Source organism: Streptomyces sp. NPDC002057, assembly GCF_040296665.1.
GTDB lineage: Bacteria > Actinomycetota > Actinomycetes > Streptomycetales > Streptomycetaceae > Streptomyces.
Map to the genome: position 1 here is coordinate 80,900 of NZ_JBEOXR010000030.1, position 16,891 is coordinate 97,790.

Sequence of the window (16,891 nt, forward strand, 5' to 3'; positions counted from 1 at the left end):
GGGCCGCCGCCGGGACGGACGGGGCAGGAGAGCACAGGTGGGGCACCCCTTGGGAGGGATCGGCGGCGGGCGGAGGGGCGAGGGCCGCCGCCCCTACGGGGTTGCCCGCAGGTTCATCCGGGCACTGCCACCGCTGATCATCGTGGGCGGTGTCGTCTTCGACGTCCTGACCCCGCCGCAGTACAGCGCGGCGCCGCTCTTCTCCGCCGCCCCGCTGATCGCGGCGCCGTTCTTCTCCACCCTCACGACGCTCCTCACCGGGATCGCGGCCGTCCTCGCCTCCGTCGGGCTGCACGTCTACAACGACACCGTCTACGAGGTCCCGGCCCTCACCGAGGCCCTGACCGTGCTCACCGTCTCCGCGCTCGCGCTCCTCATCAACCGGGTCGTGCGCCGCAGCGGCGAGCGGCTCGCCTCCGCGCGGGTCATCGCGGAGACCGCGCAGAAGGCGGTGCTGCCGACGCCCGCCGAGCGGATCGGCGGGCTGCAGTGCGCGGCCCGTTACGAGGCGGCGCAGGCGGACGCGTTCATCGGCGGCGACCTCTTCGCGGTCCAGGACACCCCGCACGGGGTGCGGCTCGTGCTCGGGGACGTCCGGGGCAAGGGCATGGACGCGGTCGAGGCCGTCGCCGTCGTCATCGGGGCGTTCCGGGAGGCCGCCGAGCAGGAACGGACCCTGGAGGGCGTGGCGCAGCGGCTCGAACGGGCGCTGGCCCGGGAGGGCACCCGCAGGGACGGGCTGGACGCCTTCGAGGGGTTCACCACGGCCGTCCTGGCCGAGATCCCGCGCGGCGACGGCGGCACCTCCGGGGGTTCCGTACGGGTCGTCAACCGCGGGCATCCGCCCCCGCTGATGCTGTACGCGGACGGGCGCCTGGACACGCTGGAGCCGGGCGACTTCGCGCTGCCGCTCGGCATGGGCGATCTGGCGGCGTGGCCGGACCGGGCCGAGGCGCGACCGTACCCGCCGGGCGCGACGCTGCTCCTCTACACCGACGGCCTCTCCGAGGCGCGGAACCCGGAGGGCGTCTTCTACGACCCGGGGGCGCGCCTCGCCGGCCGGATCTTCCCGGGGCCCGAGGAGCTGCTCGACGCGCTCGTGGACGACGTACGGCTCCACACGGGCGGACGGTCGACGGACGACATGGCGCTGCTCGCGGTGAGCCGGCCGGCGACGGGGCAGCCGGAGCGGCGCCGGACGATGCCGGTGGTGCCGCCGGGCGGGCCCGGTCACCGGTCGTAGTCGAGAGGTGTCGCTGCGATAACAATTGACGAAACGTCAGATCGCGAAGGTTTGGCCGCCCCTTACTGAAGGGGGGTCAACTCGGGCCATTCCCGCCCAATCCCATGAATGATCAAGAGGAACGGCTTGGAATCGGGACCCCCTGTCTATTAACGTTCGATAACGCAGCGCGGTCGTCCCAGCCGTCGCAAGAGGCGGCACCGTGCGCACGCGCCGAATCCTGAAAAGGAACCGGGGAACCACTACTTGGGGTGAATCGGGCCCTTCGCACCTGTGCGACGCGCCCGTAGGAGACCTTCCTGCTCCGAACCCGTCAGCTAACCCGGTAGGCGAGAAGGAAGGAAAGGAGCGCGCCTTCGTGGCGTCCAACACTCCCGCACCCGAAGCCCCCTTCGATGCCTTCGGTGGTGGTGCGGGTCCCGCCGCTCCGGACACCGAGTGGAACCCCACCGAGGATTCCCTCCGCGCCCAGAGCCGCTCCGGCGGCCGGCACCGGGTCGTCAAGCAGCGCTCCAACTTCGCCCGCTCCTCCACCGTCCTCGGCGTCGGTGTCATCGCGGCCGTCGGCGCGGGCGGCCTCGCCACCGCGCAGGAGCGGCCGCCGGTGGCGATATCGCTGCCCGACCTCGGCCTGCCGGACGCCCACGACCTCCCCGGCGTCGGCGACCTCCTCCCCGAGGAGACCCACGAGACGGTCAGCGCGGCCCGCGCCAACCCCAACCCGCTCACCGTCGCCACGTACACCACGCTCGACGAGGAGCGGGACGCACAGGGCGGGCAGACCGTCCAGGCGTCCCTGACCGACCAGGCCGGTCAGGCCACGAACGCGCCGTCCGGCGCCGGCGACGCGGGCGAGGCCCTGCGCGCCCGCATCCTCCAGCAGGCCGAGCAGCAGCAGGCCTCCGCCGACGCCGCCGACAAGGCGGCGGCGGAGAAGGCCGCCGCCGAGAAGGCGGCCGCGGAGGCCGCCGCCAAGGCCGACGCGGCGGAGAAGGCGGCCGCCGAGGCGAAGGCGAAGGCCGAGGCGGAAGCCAAGGCCAAGGCGGAGGCGGAAGCCAAGGCGAAGGCCGAGGCCGAGCGCCTCGCCAAGCTCGCCGCGAGCTACTCGATGCCCCTCTCCTCGTACACCCTCTCCGCCACCTACATGCAGTCCGGCTCCATGTGGTCCTCCGGCCACCACACCGGCCTCGACTTCGCCGCGCCCACCGGCACCCCCCTCAAGGCGGTCCACGGCGCCACGGTCAAGTCCGCCGGCTGGTCCGGCTCCTACGGCTACCGGATCGTCCTGGAGCTCTCCGACGGCACCGAGGTCTGGTACTGCCACCTCTCCTCCATGACGGTCGGCGTCGGCCAGACCGTGGGCACCGGCGAGACCATCGGCCGCGTCGGCGCCACCGGCAACGTCACCGGCGCCCACCTCCACATGGAGGTGCACACGGCCGGCGGCGACGGCATCGACCCGGCGCAGTGGCTCCGCTCCAAGGGCCTCAGCGTCTGACGCGGACCCTCCCGGAATAGGCCCGGCGGTGCGGACGGTTGACCGACCCATGACCTCACTCCGCCCGCTGGGCAGCTCCGACCTGCACGTCTTCCCCGTCGCCCTGGGCGGCAACGTCTTCGGCTGGACCGCCGACGAGGCGCAGTCCTTCGCCGTCCTCGACGCCTACAGCGCCGCCGGCGGCAACTTCGTCGACTCCGCCGACGTCTACTCGGCCTGGGCCGAGGGCAACGAAGGCGGCGAGTCCGAGACTGTCATCGGCCGCTGGCTCGCCTCGCGCGGCAACCGCGACGACATCGTCGTCGCCACCAAGGTCGGCTCCCACCCCCGCTTCAAGGGGCTCTCCGCGACCACGATCAAGGCCGCCGCCGAGGAGTCGCTGCGCCGTCTCGGCACCGACCGCATCGACCTCTACTACACGCACTTCGACGACGAGTCCGTCCCCGTCGAGGAGATCGTCACCGCCCTCGACCAGCTGGTGAGGGACGGCAAGGTGCGGGCCGTCGCCGCCTCCAACATCTCCCCGGAGCGGCTGCGCGCCTCCCTCGACTTCGCCGAGTCCGAGGGCCTCGCCCGGTACGTCGCCCTCCAGCCGCACTACAACCTGGTCTCCCGCGAGACCTACGAGGGCCCGCTCCTGGAGACCGTCGAGCGCGCCGGGCTCTCCTCCGTCCCGTACTACGGTCTGGCCGCGGGCTTCCTCACCGGCAAGTACCGTCCCGGCACCACCGTCGACAGCGTCCGCGCCGCCGGGGCCGGCGGCCACCTGGACACCGAGCGGGGCAGGGCCGTGCTCTCCGCGCTCGACACCGTCGCCGAGGCGCACGGCGCGGAGCTCGCCACCGTCGCCCTCGCCTGGCTCGCCTCCCGCCCGACCGTCGCCGCCCCCATCGCCTCGGCGCGCACGGTCGAGCAGCTCCCGGCGCTCGTCGCGGCGGCGGGACTCACGCTCACGGAGGCGGAGCTGACCCTCCTGACCGAGGCGTCGTCGGTCTGACGGGGCTGCCCCGGTCCGGCCCCGGGCTAGCTCCGGTACGGGTTGTAGCCGTCGTAGTCCAGGTACTGCGGCGGCGCCCAGACCCGGCCCGTCGCCCGCGCCGCGTACGTGAGGGCCGGGGAGGCGACCTCCCGGCGCTGCCACAGGTGGTGCAGGAGCTCCTGCTCACGGGCCGGGAAGTCGGGCCCGGCCGTGCCCCGGCGGGCCCGGTCCCGCAGGAACGCCAGGGTCGTCGCGAAGGACTCGTACTCGCCGACGGCCCGCGCCGCCGACTGCCCGTAGGTGCGGGCGGCGAAGGAGCGGGCCAGCTGGCGGGCGCGCATCGAGGAGAGGGCGAGCGGCTCGGCGGGAGAGAGCCAGCCGGCCGCCGCGTACGCCGGGAGCTCTCCGGATATCGTGCGCAGCTCGCGCTGCCGGCTCCACACCGCGAGCCAGGTCAGCAGGCCGAAGGCCGGGACCATGAGCGCCCCGTACACCGCGTAGAAGGCCAGCGGGCCGCCGAAGGTGGCCGAGCCGTTCCACGCGGCGTGCAGCCCCATGGCGAGCAGCAGCCCGGCGAGCGGCAGCAGCACCCGCCGCAGCCGCTTCCCGCGCGGGGCGAGGGCGGCGAAGCCGAAGCCGATGCCGGTGAGCACGGTGAAGAGCGGATGCGCGAACGGGGACATCACGACCCGGACGAAGAAGGTCGCGGCGGTCACCGAGCCGAGACCGGAGGCGCCGAACTCCTGGTCCTCGCCGAAGGCGTTGCCCAGGTAGAGGATGTTCTCGGTGAACGCGAAGCCGGTCGCGGTGAAGCCGGCGATCACGAGCCCGTCGACGAGACCGCCGAAGTGCTTCCGGCGGAAGAGGAAGAGCAGCAGGATCGCGACGGCCTTCGCGCTCTCCTCCACCACGGGGGCGACCACCGTCGCGCCGAGGGTGTCCGCCGAGTCGGGGTCCGCGGTGGCCGTGGCGATCCAGCGGATGGCGAACGAGTTCGCCAGGATCGCGACGAGCGCGGCGGCGAAGGCACCCCAGGCGAAGGCGAAGAGCAGGTTCTTCCAGGGGCACGGCTCGACCCGGTCGAGCCAGCGGAACGCGGCCATCAGCAGCGGTACGGGGAGAACGGCGAGGCCCAGGCCGACGAGGAAGCCCTCCGTGCCGGTCTGCTCGCGGACCAGCCCGAGGATGAACAGGGCGCAGATCGCGAGCACGGTGACGACGGCGACGGCCCGGACCAGCCGACTGCGCCAGAAGGCCCGGCGTGGCCGGTAGCGCCACTGGGACCGGTCGGCGGCGGCCGGGAAGGCCGGCTCCTCGGTGTCCCGGTGGGGCACGGGAGCGGCGCCGGCGGGGGCTTCGGCTTCGGCGGGGACGGGGTTCGACACGTGAGCGACCCTAACGACCCCCACCGACACCGGCGACGGAGATACGTCCTCCGTGTCATTTCCTCGCGAAGAGGAGGTCGTGCACGACGTGACCCTTGTCGAGGCCCTGGCCCTCGAAACGGGTGACGGGACGGAAGTCGGGGCGGGGCGAGTAGCCGCCGTCGGCCCGGGTGTTCTCGAAGTCGGGGTGCGCGGTGAGCACCTCCAGCATCTGCTCGGCGTACGACTCCCAGTCCGTGGCGCAGTGGAGCACGCCGCCGGGCTTGAGCCGGGTCGCGAGGAGGCTGAGGAACTCGGGCTGGATGAGCCGCCGCTTGTGGTGGCGGGCCTTGGGCCACGGGTCCGGGAAGTACACCCGGCAGCCGTCGAGGGAGTCCTTGTCGAGCATCTCGCGGAGCAGGATGATCGCGTCGCCGTTGGCGACCCGGACGTTGGTCAGACCGTTCCGGTCGGCGAGGCCGAGCAGGTTGCCCTGGCCGGGGGTGTGCACGTCCACCGCGAGGATGCCGGTGCCGGGGTCGGCCGCCGCCATCTGCGCGGTCGCCTCGCCCATGCCGAAGCCGATCTCCAGGACGACCGGCAGCCCGTCGAACATCTCGCCCAGGTCGAGGACCCGCTTGCCGTCGATGTCGAGGCCCCAGTCGGGCCACCGCTTCAGCATCGCCTCGGCCTGACCGTAGGTGACGCGGCTGCGGCGCGGCTGGAAGCTGCGGATGCGCCGCTCGTGGTGGGACCCGGCGGGATCGGGCAGGGGCCCCTCACCGGGTGCGAACATCCGACTGCCCCGCCGCGCGACGGGCTGGGCGGGGTCGGCGACGGGCTGCGGGCTGTTCTCACTCTGCTCAGACACAATGCCCCCGATTCTACGGCGCCCCGGGGAATGGGCCCATTTCTGCGGGGGCTCCGGGGGACGGCGTCCGCCCCGCGGCCGGCAGCCCGCGGCGGGGGCGGCGTCCCTCAGCGGGCAGCGCGGTCGGCGTCCCGCACCCCGCCGCTACAGCCGGGCCAGTGCCCGCCCCGCCACCTCTCGGCCGATCGGGAGCGACGCGGTCGCCGCCGGCGAGGGGGCGTTCAGCACGTGGACCGTCCGCTCGGCCTCCCGGATCAGGAAGTCGTCGACCAGCGTCCCGTCCCGCAGGACAGCCTGGGCCCGCACCCCCGGCGCCGCCCGCCGCAGGTCCGACTCCTCCACGACCGGCAGCAGGCGCCGTACCGCCTCGGTGAAGGCCCTCTTCGACAGGGACCGGCGCAGCTCGCCCGCCCCGTACCGCCAGTGGTCGCGGGCGATGGCCCAGGAGCCGGGCCAGGCCAGCGTGCCCGCCAGGTCGCGCGGGCGGACGACGGACCAGCCGTATCCCTCGCGGGCGAGGGCCGGGACCGCGTTCGGCCCGATGTGGACGCCGCCGTCGATCCCGCGCGTCAGGTGCACCCCCAGGAAGGGGAAGGCCGGGTCCGGGACCGGATAGACCAGGCCCCGCACCAGCGACGGGTCCGCCAGTTCGTAGTACTCCCCCCGGAAGGGCACGATCCGCATGCCCGGGTCGTCGCCCGCGAGCCGCGCGATCCGGTCGCAGTGCAGCCCCGCGCAGTTGACCAGGACCCGCGCCCGCACGACCCGGCCGTCCGCCGTCCGCACGGCCACCCCCCAGGGCCGCCGGTCGATCTGGACGACCTCGGCGCCGTAGCGGATCCGGGCCCCGGAGGACTCGGCCAGCCGGGCCGACACCGCCCCGTAGTCGCAGATTCCGGTGGTGCCGACGTGGATCGCCGCCAGGCCCCGCACCCGGGGCTCGTACTCGCTGATCTGCGCCGGGCCCAGCTCGCGCACCGGGATCCCGTTCTCCCTGCCGCGCTGCACGAGCGCGTGGAGGCGGGGCAGCTCCTCGCGCGCGGTGGCGACGACGAGCTTGCCCGTCACCTCGTACGGAATGCCCCACTCCGCGCAGAACTTGACCATCTCGGCCGCGCCCTCGACCGCGAACCGGGCCTTGAGCGAACCGGGCCGGTAGTAGATCCCGCTGTGGATCACCCCGCTGTTCCGCCCGGTCTGGTGGCGCGCGAGGGCGTGCTCCTTCTCCAGGACCGTGACCCGGGTGCCGGGAGCGGCGCGCGTCAGGGCGTACGCCGTCGACAGACCGACGATCCCGCCGCCGATCACCAGCACGTCACAGTCAAACACCAGCGCCACCTCCCACCCCCGATAGTGCACTGGCCCACTGACAATCCCGTGAAACCTCGCGCGACGTCACGAGACGCAGGTCACGCCCACGGACCGCCGGGGCCGCGGCACCGCCCCGCCGTCGCGCCCGCGCACGGCCGCTCTGCCGCCCCGCCCGCGCCCCGCCGCCCCGTCGTCACGCCGGGGCGACCAGCAGGGGCCTGGCCCGCTCCCGCAGCTCCATGACGCGCGGCTCGTCCCCGTACGGTTCGAGCCGGTGCAGCAGATCCCGTACGTACTCGGTCGTCCGCGCCGACGAGATCCGTCCGGCCACCTCCACCGCGCGCGTGCCCGCCGCGCAGGCCGCGTCCAGGTTCCCGGACTCCAGCTCGGCGACGGCGGAGACCACGAGCCGCAGCCCGTGCGAGCGGACGAACTCCTCGGTGGGCCGGGAGAGCGCCTGCTCGGTGAAGCGGCGCACCTCGCGCGGTGCCTTCAGGTCGCGGTAGCACTCGGCGGCGTCGGCGCAGAACCGGTCGTAGGAGTAGAAGCCCAGCCAGGTCGGGTCGCCGTCGCCCTCCCGGGAGCGCTCCAGCCAGCCCTCGGCGGACTTGAGCGCGGCCGCGGCGGCGACCCCGTCGCCCGCCTTCGCGTGCGCGCGTGCCTCGACGAGCCGGAAGAAGGACATGGTGCGGGCGGTGGCGAGCCCCCGGTTCCGTTCGAGCGCGGCCTGGGCGAGGTCGACGCCCTCGTCGGCGAAGCCGCGGTAGGTGGCCTGGAGGGACATGGAGGCGAGGACATAGCCGCCGAGGGGTACGTCGGCGGCGGCGCGGGCGAGCCGCAGGGCCTGGATGTAGTACCGCTGGGCGGCCTCCTGCTGCCCGGTGTCGAAGGCCATCCAGCCGGCGAGCCGGGTGAGCTCGGCGGTCGCGCCGAACAGGGCCCGGCCGACCTCGTCCGAGTAGGAGGCGAGGAGCAGCGGAGCGGCGTCCACGCGTAAGCACTCGGGGACCATCGACGAGCGCCAGTCCCCGCCGCCGTACTTGGAGTCCCACCGGCGCGCGTCCTCGGCGGCCTCGCGGAGCTTGGCGACGTCGCTGTGCCCCACGCGCGCGTGCTCCGTGACCGCGGCGGCCGCGACGGCGCCCGGCGGGCGCGGGGCCTCTCGCTCGACCGACGGGTCGGCGGGGGTTATCAGCCAGCGGGACGCGGGTGTCGCGTACGCGCTCACCGCGAAGGAACCGGCGAGCGACTGCCAGATCCCGCCGCCACCGGCCCGCCGTCCGGCGAGATCCAGCCGGTACAGGTCGGTCGCCGAGCGGACCGCCTCGCCCACGTCGCGCGGGAAGGCGAGCCCCACCTCGGGCGCCGGGTCGGCGTCGGCGAGCCCGATCTCGTGCAGCGGCACGGGACGGCCGAGCTTCTGTCCGATCGCGGCGGCGATCAGATGCGGGGCGGCGCCCTGCGGCACCATGCCCTTCGACACCCATCGGGCGACCGAGGTCTTGTCGTATCGAAGCGTCAGGCCCCGTTGTGAACCTAGGTCGTTGACACGCCGGGCGAGCCCGGCGTTGCTGATTCCCGCGAGGGCGAGAACCGTGCCGAGCTTTTCGTTCGGCCCGCGTTGCTCCCTGGACATGACGCCACCCCTCGACCACCCAGACGGCCGCCACGACGCCGGGCATAGGCGTGCGGCATTCGTAAACACAGCGTAGTTCGCCGCATCCCTACCGTTAAGGGGCGGTGTTCCGTATGGCGAGATTGTTGTGTGAAAGGCCGACAGGAGGGGCCGGTGGCGCGGATCGTGCTCCCGCCGTGTGGCCGTGCGCCCGGCCGTGCGCTCTCTCCGGCCCGCCGGGGGAGCGCTTCCATGAGTAGCGCGTGGGTCGGCCCGCTCGGCCGGGAACGGAGTCCCGGACCAGCGGGCTGGGGGATACCGCCGCCCCATTCCCCGCGGGCGGCGGACGGCCCCGGGAGGCGTGAGTGCCTCCCGGGCTGCCGTCGGCGGGTGAGGCGCGGTGTGCGCGGGCGGCTGCCCGGACGCCGTCCACCCCCCTCGGGGAGGGTCGATATTTGGCCGAATGACGCCGGTCGTCAACTGGCCCATGCCAGGGGCGCATTCGGCTTTCGCGCGCGTGCACCCGGACTCCGCCCCGTGCGCCGTTGTCGTGGCAGCATGTCTCCCACCGAAACGGACGTGGAGGCGCCGATGCGATGGCTGGTGGGCTGGAGCAGCGTCGCCGCGGGCTTCGCGACGACGGCCGGGGCCCGGACGGGCTCGGTGAGCGGCGCGTACGGGACGTCTTCGCCGGCCGGTGACGGGTACGGCGCGTACGGGTCCACCGCGTCGTCGAGCGGTGGGTACGACGGGTACGGCGCGACCCGGTCGGCGGGCTCGGGCCGGGCCGCCGCCACCGAGGGGCGCACGGTGCAGCCGGTGGGCGCGCAGCTCCTCTGGGGCGACCCCGATCCGCTCTGGGCGGTCGGCGACTGGCGCCCGGACGAGGTGCGCGTGGTGGCCGTCGACGACCACACCCGCCTCGCCGTCCTCGGCTGTTGCGCCGCGAGCGACGAGGAACTGCGGATCGGCCTGCTCACCGCGCGCGGGGGCGCGTTGCGACACCTCACCGCGTGGCCCGGCAGCTACACCGCCGTCGTCAAGGCCGGCCGCCGCGTCACCGTCACCGGTGATCTCGCGGGCGCCCGGCCGGTGTTCCACACCTCCTGGCAGGGCGGCACCGCCTTCGCGACGGCCGCCCTCCCGCTCGCCGACCTCGTCGAGGCCCAGCTCGACATCGGCCACCTCGCCGCGCTGCTCGCCTGCCCGGAGACCCCGGAGGCGCTCCGCGACTCCACCCCGTACGAGGGGGTCCGGCGGGTCCCGCCCGGCCACGCGCTGATCCTGCGGGAGGGCTCGCGCGAGATCACCGGGTACGAACAGGTGGCCTCGCTCGCGGTCGCCGCGGCCCAGGCCGATCCCCGGCAGGCCGTCGAAGCGGTCAAGGACGCCCTGGTCGGGGCCGTCCGCGCCCGGCTCACCGCCCCCCGGCACGCGCCCGAGTCGCCGCTCCCCGACCCCGGCCCCGTGCCGGGCATGGGACCGGCCGACCGGCGGGCCGCCCGGGGCGCGGGCCCCGCGCCCGGCATCGGCGCCGACCTGTCCGGCGGCAGCGCCTCCGGCACGCTCGCCCTCCTGGCGGCGGGGCTCCCGGGCGTACCGGGCACGATCACCGGCCACGGCGCGGGCGCGGGGGAGCGGCTGCTCGCCGTCACCTTCAACGACCTGGCGACGCGGCCCGGTTCGGGCCGCGAGGACGAGCTGAAGCGGGCCGGGGAGATCGCGTCGGACCCGCGCCTGCACCACGTGGTCGTCGCGGCGGGCGAGGAGGCGCTCCCGTACGCCGTGCTGGACGGGCCGCTCACCGACGAGCCGGGCCCCTCGCTCGTCACGGCGGAACGCCACCGGCGGCGCCTGGCGGGCGGCAGCGCCGACCACTTCACCGGCATGGGCGCCAAGCAGGTCCTGGACGCGCACCCGGCGCGCCTCGCGGACCTCCTGATGGACCGCAGACGCCGCTCGCTGGTGCGTCCGGTGACGGCGCTCGCGAAGGCCTCGGGGCCCTCGGCGGGCTCGCTCCTCGTGCCGCTGACGGTGTACCGGGCGGCGCGGAGGCTGGCCCGCACCCCGTACCGGACGGGCCTGGAGGCGGCGGCCCAGCGGGTCCTGGAGGCGAACCGCACGGCCTCCGACGACTTCGGCCCCCTGGAGGCCTCCCTCTCGGCCCTCGCCTGGTCGAGACCGGGGCCCGCGGCACGCTGGCTGACGGGGGAGGCGCTGGCTGAAGTATCGGTTCGTCTGAACCGGGCGGCGACCCTGCCGACCTCCGTCCAGCGCCCGGGCGAGGCACGCGCGCGTGCCGCCCTCGCGCGGGCCGCCGCCGACCACCGGGTCCTGGAACAGGCCGCCGAGATCCGCGGCCAGCGCCTGCACGCCCCCTTCCTCGACAACCAGGTGGTACGGGCCTGCCGCGAGCTCCCCGAAGCGCTCCGGGTCCAGCCGGACGCGCGCGCGGGCGTCCTGCGCACGGTCCTCTCCGGCGCGGGCATCCACGACCTTCCGCCGGGCTGGGGCGCCCCGCACCCGGCGGTCCCGGCCGCCGCCGCCCGCGCGGGGCTGCGCGCCGCGCTCCCGCAGCTCATCGCCCTCTTCGACGCGCCGCTCCTCGCCGACGCGGGCCTGATCGAGGCCCGCGTGGTCCGGGAAGCCCTCCGCACGGCCGCCGACGGCGCGCCCGTCCCCCTCGACGGCCTCGCCGACCTCGTCTCCACCGAACTCTGGCTCCGCCGCCTCCTCTCCCGCCGGGGCTCCTGCTGGACCAGCACGACGGAACCCCGCGCCCACCGCGCGGTCCAGGGCCCCCTGATCCCGGCGTCGAGGTCGCTGCCGGCGTGAGGGGTGGGGGCCCCGGACGAAACGTCACAGCACACCCGTTCGAGTGAATGCGTTCCGAACCCCGGCAAGCGCCCCGTCCTAAGCTGGGAGCCTCGCACCGAGCGAAGGAGGCCCGGCATGGCGATGCCGCTGCCGGTTCCGGATGACGCGTTCTCCGAGGGCATGCCCGACCGTGAGGGCGCGAGTGTGCAGGAGACCTTCGAGCTGTTCAGTGCGCTGGCCCCCAAGGGCTGGCGCGTGGAGCTGATCGAAGGGGAGATCTACGTGGTACCTCCGGCCGATGGCGAGCACGAGGAGATCGTCTCGGAGCTGAACGGGCAGGTCCGAGATCATGACAAAGGCGTCGGGCGCTACACGGGCATCGGCTTGAGCCTGCAAGGGACTGCCGACACCGCACACGTCATCCCCGACCTCGTCATCGCTCCCAAGGGCAGCTTCCACGACCAGCAGGAGTGGCACGCCCCCGACCCCGTCCTCCTCGTCGCGGAGGTCACGTCCACCTCCACGGCGGGCCGCGACCGTGTCCAGAAGATCCGGGCCTACGCGCGCGGGGGGATCCCCGTCTACCTCCTGATCGACCGCGAGGCGAGCGAAGCCGTCGTCTGTTCCGAGCCTGCCGGGGACGACTACGCCCACAAGTCCATCCACAAGCTGGGGACACAGGTCCCGCTCCCCGCCCCCCTCGGCTTCACGCTGGACACGGCGGAGTTCTAAGGCCGTTTCGACACCCGGCTTCTGAGGGTTCCCCCCGGGGAAACCCCGAGGCGGACCAGGAGACCACCGGACACAATGAGCCGGTGCGGTATCTCATCCTCGGCACCACCGAGGCCCTCGACCCCCGCGGCACCCCCCTCCCCCTCGGCGGCGCCCGGCTGCGCGCTCTCCTCGCCGCGCTCGCGCTGCGCGGTGGACGGGCCGCCTCCGTCACCGAGCTCGCCGACGACGTCTACGGGGACGACCCGCCGCAGGACGCCCCCGCCGCCCTCCAGGCCCTCGTCGGCCGCCTCCGCCGGACTCTCGGCAGGGAGGCCGTCGCCTCCACGCCCGGCCCCGGCTACCGGCTCGTCGCCGCCCCCGACGACATCGACCTGTACGTCTTCGAGCGCCGCGTCCGGGAGGCGGGCACCCGCCTCGACGCGGGCGACCCCGACACCGCCGCCGCCCTCCTCCGGGAGGCCCTCGGCCTCTTCCGGGGCCCCGCCCTCGCCGACCTGCCCGACCCGGCCGGCGTCCGGCCCGAGGCCCAGCGGCTCGCGGCCCTGCGGCAGCGCGTCGAGGCCGATCTGCGCCGGGGCGCCACCGACGGACTCGTACCGGAGCTGACCGGGCTCACCACCACGTACCCGTACGACGAGGCCTTCCGCGCCCACCTCATCCGCGCCCTGCGGGCCGAGGGCCGGCACGCCGACGCCCTCACCGCGTACGAGTCGGCCCGCCGTACCCTCGCGGACGCCCTCGGCACCGACCCGGGCCCCGAACTCGCCGCCCTCCACCGGGAGCTCCTCGCGGGCACGGCCCCGGACCCACGCCGTACGCAGGCCCCGACGGGCCCACCCACCCCGCCCGGACCTCCTCCCCGGGCGCAACGGCCCACCTCCGGTCCCGGCGGCCCGCCCCCCACCGGACACCCCGCAGGGCCCGCGCCCGCCGCCGGGACCGCGCCCGGCGGTCCGGCCGGCCCCCTCACCACCGACGGCCCCGCCGGCGACACCGCAGGTACCCCAGCCACCCCAGCCACACCAAGCACCCCCACCCCCGGCAACATCCGCCCCCGCCTCACCTCCTTCGTGGGCCGGGAGCCCGAGCTCGCCGCGCTCCGCGCCGACCTCGCCCGCTCCCGGCTCGTCACGCTCACCGGCCCCGGCGGCTCCGGCAAGACCCGTCTCGCCGAGGAGGCCGCGCTGAGAGCCACCGCCCCGGCCACCGCCTCCGCCACCGCCCCCGGGCCGGCCCTCGCCCCGGCCACCGGCCCCGCGTCAGCCACCGGCTCACCCCCCGCCTGGATCGCCGAACTCGCCCCCCTCGACGACCCCGACGCCGTCCCCGGTGCCGTTCTCTCCGCGCTCCGGCTCCGCGAGGTCAACCTGATGACCCGGGACGGCGTGCCCCTCCCGGACGACCCCACCGCCCAGCTCGTCGAACACCTGGCCCGCCGCCCGCTCCTCCTCGTCCTCGACAACTGCGAGCACGTGATCGGCGCGGCCGCCGCCCTCGCCGAGACCCTCCTCACCCACTGCCCGCAGCTCCGCGTCCTCGCCACCAGCCGTGAACCCCTCGGCGTCCCCGGCGAGTCGGTCCGCCCCGTCGAGCCCCTGCCCCCCGACCCCGCGCACCGCCTCTTCGCCGAGCGGGCCCGCACCGTCCGGCCCTCCTTCGACCTCGTCCGGGACGGCGGCGCGACCGTCGACGAGATCTGCCGCCGCCTCGACGGCCTGCCGCTCGCCATCGAACTGGCCGCCGCACGGCTGCGGCTGCTCACCCCGCGCCAGATCGCCGACCGCCTCGACGACCGGTTCCGTCTCCTCACCTCCGGCTCCCGCACGGTCCTGCCCCGCCAGCAGACCCTGCGCGCGGTCGTCGACTGGTCCTGGGACCTGCTCGACCCCGAGGAGCGCACCCTGCTCCGCCAGGTCTCGGTCTTCGCCGGCGGCTGGGACCTCGCCGCCGCGGAGGCCCTCTCCCCGCGCGCGGCCGACGCGCTGGGCGCCCTGGTGGACAAGTCCCTCGTCGTCGCCACCCCCACGGAGGGCGGCGAGATGCGCTACCGCCTCCTCGAGACCATCCACGAGTACGCGGTCGAACGCGCCGCCGAGACGCCGCGGCTCCTCGCCGCCGCCGAGGCCACCCACACCGCCCACTTCACCGCCCTCGCCGAGGCCGCCGAGCCCAAGCTCCGCTCCGGCGAGCAGCTCCCGTGGATCGAACGGATCGAGCGCGACCTCGACAACATCCGCGCCGCCCTGCACCGCACCGTCGTCACCGCGCCCGACGAGCCCGCCGCGCTCCGCCTGGTCTTCGCGATGGGCTGGTTCTGGTGGCTGCGCAACTACCGCCCCGAGGGCCTGAACTGGGTCGACCGCGCGGTCGCGCTGGGCGAGGACCCGGACGACCCCGCCGACCCCCGCCACTGGCCCCGCATGCACCTGCGCATGCTGCACTTCTTCCTGGCGGTGGAGAGCCGCACCATGGCCGACTTCCAGGAGCCGGAGACGATCGCGCTCGTCCGGCGCGTCCGGACCGCGTTCGGCGAGCGGCCGGGCCCCGAGGGCGCCCGCTTCCCGGGGCTGCTGTGGCCGTTCACCGCGTACCTCACCGAGGAACCGGCCGTGATCCGGCACCTCCTCGACGTCGCCGTCGCCAACTGCCGTCGCCACGGCGGCGACTGGGAGGTCGGCGTGAGCCTCATGTTCCGTACGCACATGGTCGTCGACATGCCAGGCGGCATGCTCGGCGTCGACGACGACCTGGCCGAGCTCCGCGCCCTCGCCCGGCGCGTCGGCGACCGCTGGATGGGGGCCCAGATCGCGAGCGCGGCGGCCGAGGCCCACATGGTGCGGGGACGTCACCAGGAGGCGGGCGAGGCGTACGTGGAGGCCCTCCGGCTGGCCCGTGAGGTCGGCGCGCACGCCGAGTCCCCGTTCCTCCTGGCCCGCCTGGCCGAGCTCTCCTACCGCGAGGGCGACATGGAGGCCGCGGAGCGCGGACTGGACGAGGCCGCGCGGGAGGCCGAGCTCCACCACGTGCGGGACAGCAGCATGTTCATCTGTTTCATGCGCGCCTCCCTCGCGCTCCACCGCGGTGATGTCGCGGAGGCCCGCGCGCAGCTGGAGGGCGCGGGCAGGACCGTCGCGACCGGTACGCCTCCGCCGCACTTCGAGGCGGTGCTGATCGGGCTCGCCGCGCGCGTCGAGGCCCAGGAGGGCCGGGGCGTCATCGCCGTCGGCACCGCCGCCGAGGCGCTGCGGACCGCTCGGGACTCGCAGTGCTCGGACCTCACCGTGAACGCTCTGACGGAAGGTCTCGCCCTCGCCCTGTCCGAGGCGGGCGAACCGGACCTCGCCGTACGGGTCCTGGCCGCCGTCGACAGCCGTCTCGACGGGATGCCCCGCTCGGTGCCGGGGGTCCAGGAGGCGGAGGCCGTGACGGCCCGGGCGCGCGCCGCGCTCGGCCCGTCCGGCGTCGCCGCGGCCCGCGCGGCGGGCGCGGGGCTCGGCGTCGACGAGGTCCTGGCCCTGGCGGAGGCCGTGATCACCGCCGCCCGGGAGGACGTCAGGAGCAGCTGATCCGGGACTGCGCCCAGTCGGCGACCGCGGCCCGTCCGTACGGCGTGTGCTCCTCCACCACGAGCCGGATCGTGCTGCGGCCGGAGATGTCGACGTGCACGGGGACCGGCGGATCGCCCGCCCGGACCACGTCGGAGCGCCAGAGCCGCTCCTCGTCCCCGTACACGGAGAAGCGGACGCCGCCGATGCCGAGCAGGGCGCTCAGGTCGTCGACGCCGACGATCGCGTCGTAACTCGTGCACTGCTTGTTGAGGTCGATGAGCAGGGACGACGGTGCGTGGACGCTCACCCCGTGCGCGTACCGGGTGCCGCCGACGGAGAGCCCGTCGCGCTGCCACATCCAGCTGCTGTCGGAGAGCGCGACCTCGGGCCTGGTGCCGTCGCCGAAGATCCCGTACTCCAACTCGTTGACCTGGTAGACGGTCGGTGGCGCGGGCGGCGGCGCCGGCTTCGGCGAGGTCTTCCCGGGGCTCGGTGTGCGGGTCGGTGTCGGGGTGGGGGTCGGCGTGGGGCCGGGCCTCGGCGGCGGGGTCGGCTCCGGTGACGGCTTCTCCGGACTCGGGGTCGGCGAGGGCCTCTCGGGGCTCGGCGTGGGGGTCGGCGTGGGCGCCGGGGGCTCGGACGTCACGGGTACCGGCGCGGGCACGGCCTCGGGTGTCGGCCGCGGCGGGGGCACGGGCTCCGCCGGTACGACCGGGGTGACGACCGGCTGCGCGGGCCTGGGCGCGGCCACCGGCTGCGGGTCCCCGGCCATGGCCCAGACGAGACCGGCGGCGGCGGCGACGGCCACGGCCGCCGCGATCCCGGCCTTCGCGGGCGCGCCGAGCCCCTCGGCGGCGGCGCCTCCGGAGACCGCTCCCCCGGAGGACCCGGAGGCGGCCGCCGCCGCGCC

11 protein-coding genes and 1 riboswitch are annotated in these 16,891 nt (G+C 75.2%); of the genes, 6 read left to right on the forward strand and 5 right to left on the reverse strand.

The genetic code is table 11. The features are described 5' to 3' along the window. The first annotated feature begins 37 nt into the window (after window positions 1-37). The 3 genes from ABT129_RS23000 (at window position 38) to ABT129_RS23010 (ending at window position 3,738) form a co-directional block, all read left to right on the forward strand. Window positions 38-1,243, forward strand: coding sequence for a PP2C family protein-serine/threonine phosphatase (locus tag ABT129_RS23000; RefSeq protein ID WP_502981864.1), 1,206 nt, complete (start codon window positions 38-40; stop codon window positions 1,241-1,243). A 201-nt stretch (window positions 1,244-1,444) separates the two neighbouring features. Continuing rightward, window positions 1,445-1,590: riboswitch (cyclic di-AMP (ydaO/yuaA leader) on the forward strand. Window positions 1,591-1,601: 11 nt separating this feature from the next. Continuing rightward, a complete protein-coding gene (locus ABT129_RS23005) occupies window positions 1,602-2,741 on the forward strand; it encodes a M23 family metallopeptidase (RefSeq protein ID WP_351904559.1) in 1,140 nt (379 codons plus the stop codon). Between the two features lie 49 nt (window positions 2,742-2,790). Further along, window positions 2,791-3,738, forward strand: a complete 948-nt coding sequence (locus ABT129_RS23010) for an aldo/keto reductase (protein ID WP_351904562.1) — start codon at window positions 2,791-2,793, stop codon at window positions 3,736-3,738. Between the two features lie 26 nt (window positions 3,739-3,764). Here the strand turns inward: ABT129_RS23010 and ABT129_RS23015 are convergent, their stop codons facing one another. The 4 genes from ABT129_RS23015 to ABT129_RS23030 all read right to left on the reverse strand — a co-directional run bounded on the left by ABT129_RS23015 (window position 3,765) and on the right by ABT129_RS23030 (window position 8,902). Continuing rightward, window positions 3,765-5,105, reverse strand: a complete 1,341-nt coding sequence (locus tag ABT129_RS23015; RefSeq protein WP_502981865.1) for a PrsW family intramembrane metalloprotease — start codon at window positions 5,103-5,105, stop codon at window positions 3,765-3,767. A 55-nt stretch (window positions 5,106-5,160) separates the two neighbouring features. Next, window positions 5,161-5,880, reverse strand: coding sequence for a tRNA (guanosine(46)-N7)-methyltransferase TrmB (gene trmB / locus ABT129_RS23020; protein WP_351904588.1), 720 nt, complete (start codon window positions 5,878-5,880; stop codon window positions 5,161-5,163). A 219-nt stretch (window positions 5,881-6,099) separates the two neighbouring features. After that, the gene (lhgD, locus tag ABT129_RS23025; protein WP_351904565.1) at window positions 6,100-7,284 is read right to left on the reverse strand and encodes an L-2-hydroxyglutarate dehydrogenase; all 1,185 of its coding nucleotides are present in this window, start codon (window positions 7,282-7,284) and stop codon (window positions 6,100-6,102) included. Window positions 7,285-7,459: 175 nt separating this feature from the next. After that, window positions 7,460-8,902: an NsdA family TPR-like regulatory protein gene (locus ABT129_RS23030; protein ID WP_351904568.1), complete on the reverse strand. Its 1,443-nt coding sequence runs from the start codon at window positions 8,900-8,902 to the stop codon at window positions 7,460-7,462. 570 nt (window positions 8,903-9,472) lie between these two features. On the opposite strand from ABT129_RS23030, the gene ABT129_RS23035 reads away from it, so the two are divergent. From ABT129_RS23035 to ABT129_RS23045, 3 genes are all read left to right on the forward strand, one after another. Further along, window positions 9,473-11,716: an asparagine synthase-related protein gene (locus ABT129_RS23035; RefSeq protein ID WP_351904591.1), complete on the forward strand. Its 2,244-nt coding sequence runs from the start codon at window positions 9,473-9,475 to the stop codon at window positions 11,714-11,716. Window positions 11,717-11,839: 123 nt separating this feature from the next. Continuing rightward, complete coding sequence (locus ABT129_RS23040; protein WP_502981869.1) at window positions 11,840-12,430, forward strand: Uma2 family endonuclease; 591 nt, start codon at window positions 11,840-11,842, stop codon at window positions 12,428-12,430. An 83-nt stretch (window positions 12,431-12,513) separates the two neighbouring features. Then, window positions 12,514-15,999: an AfsR/SARP family transcriptional regulator gene (locus tag ABT129_RS23045; RefSeq protein ID WP_351904573.1), complete on the forward strand. Its 3,486-nt coding sequence runs from the start codon at window positions 12,514-12,516 to the stop codon at window positions 15,997-15,999. Here the strand turns inward: ABT129_RS23045 and ABT129_RS23050 are convergent. After that, window positions 15,986-16,891, reverse strand: a 906-nt coding sequence (locus tag ABT129_RS23050; protein WP_351904576.1) for an NPCBM/NEW2 domain-containing protein, incomplete at its 5' end; no start/stop codon positions are given. The genes ABT129_RS23045 and ABT129_RS23050 overlap by 14 nt on opposite strands.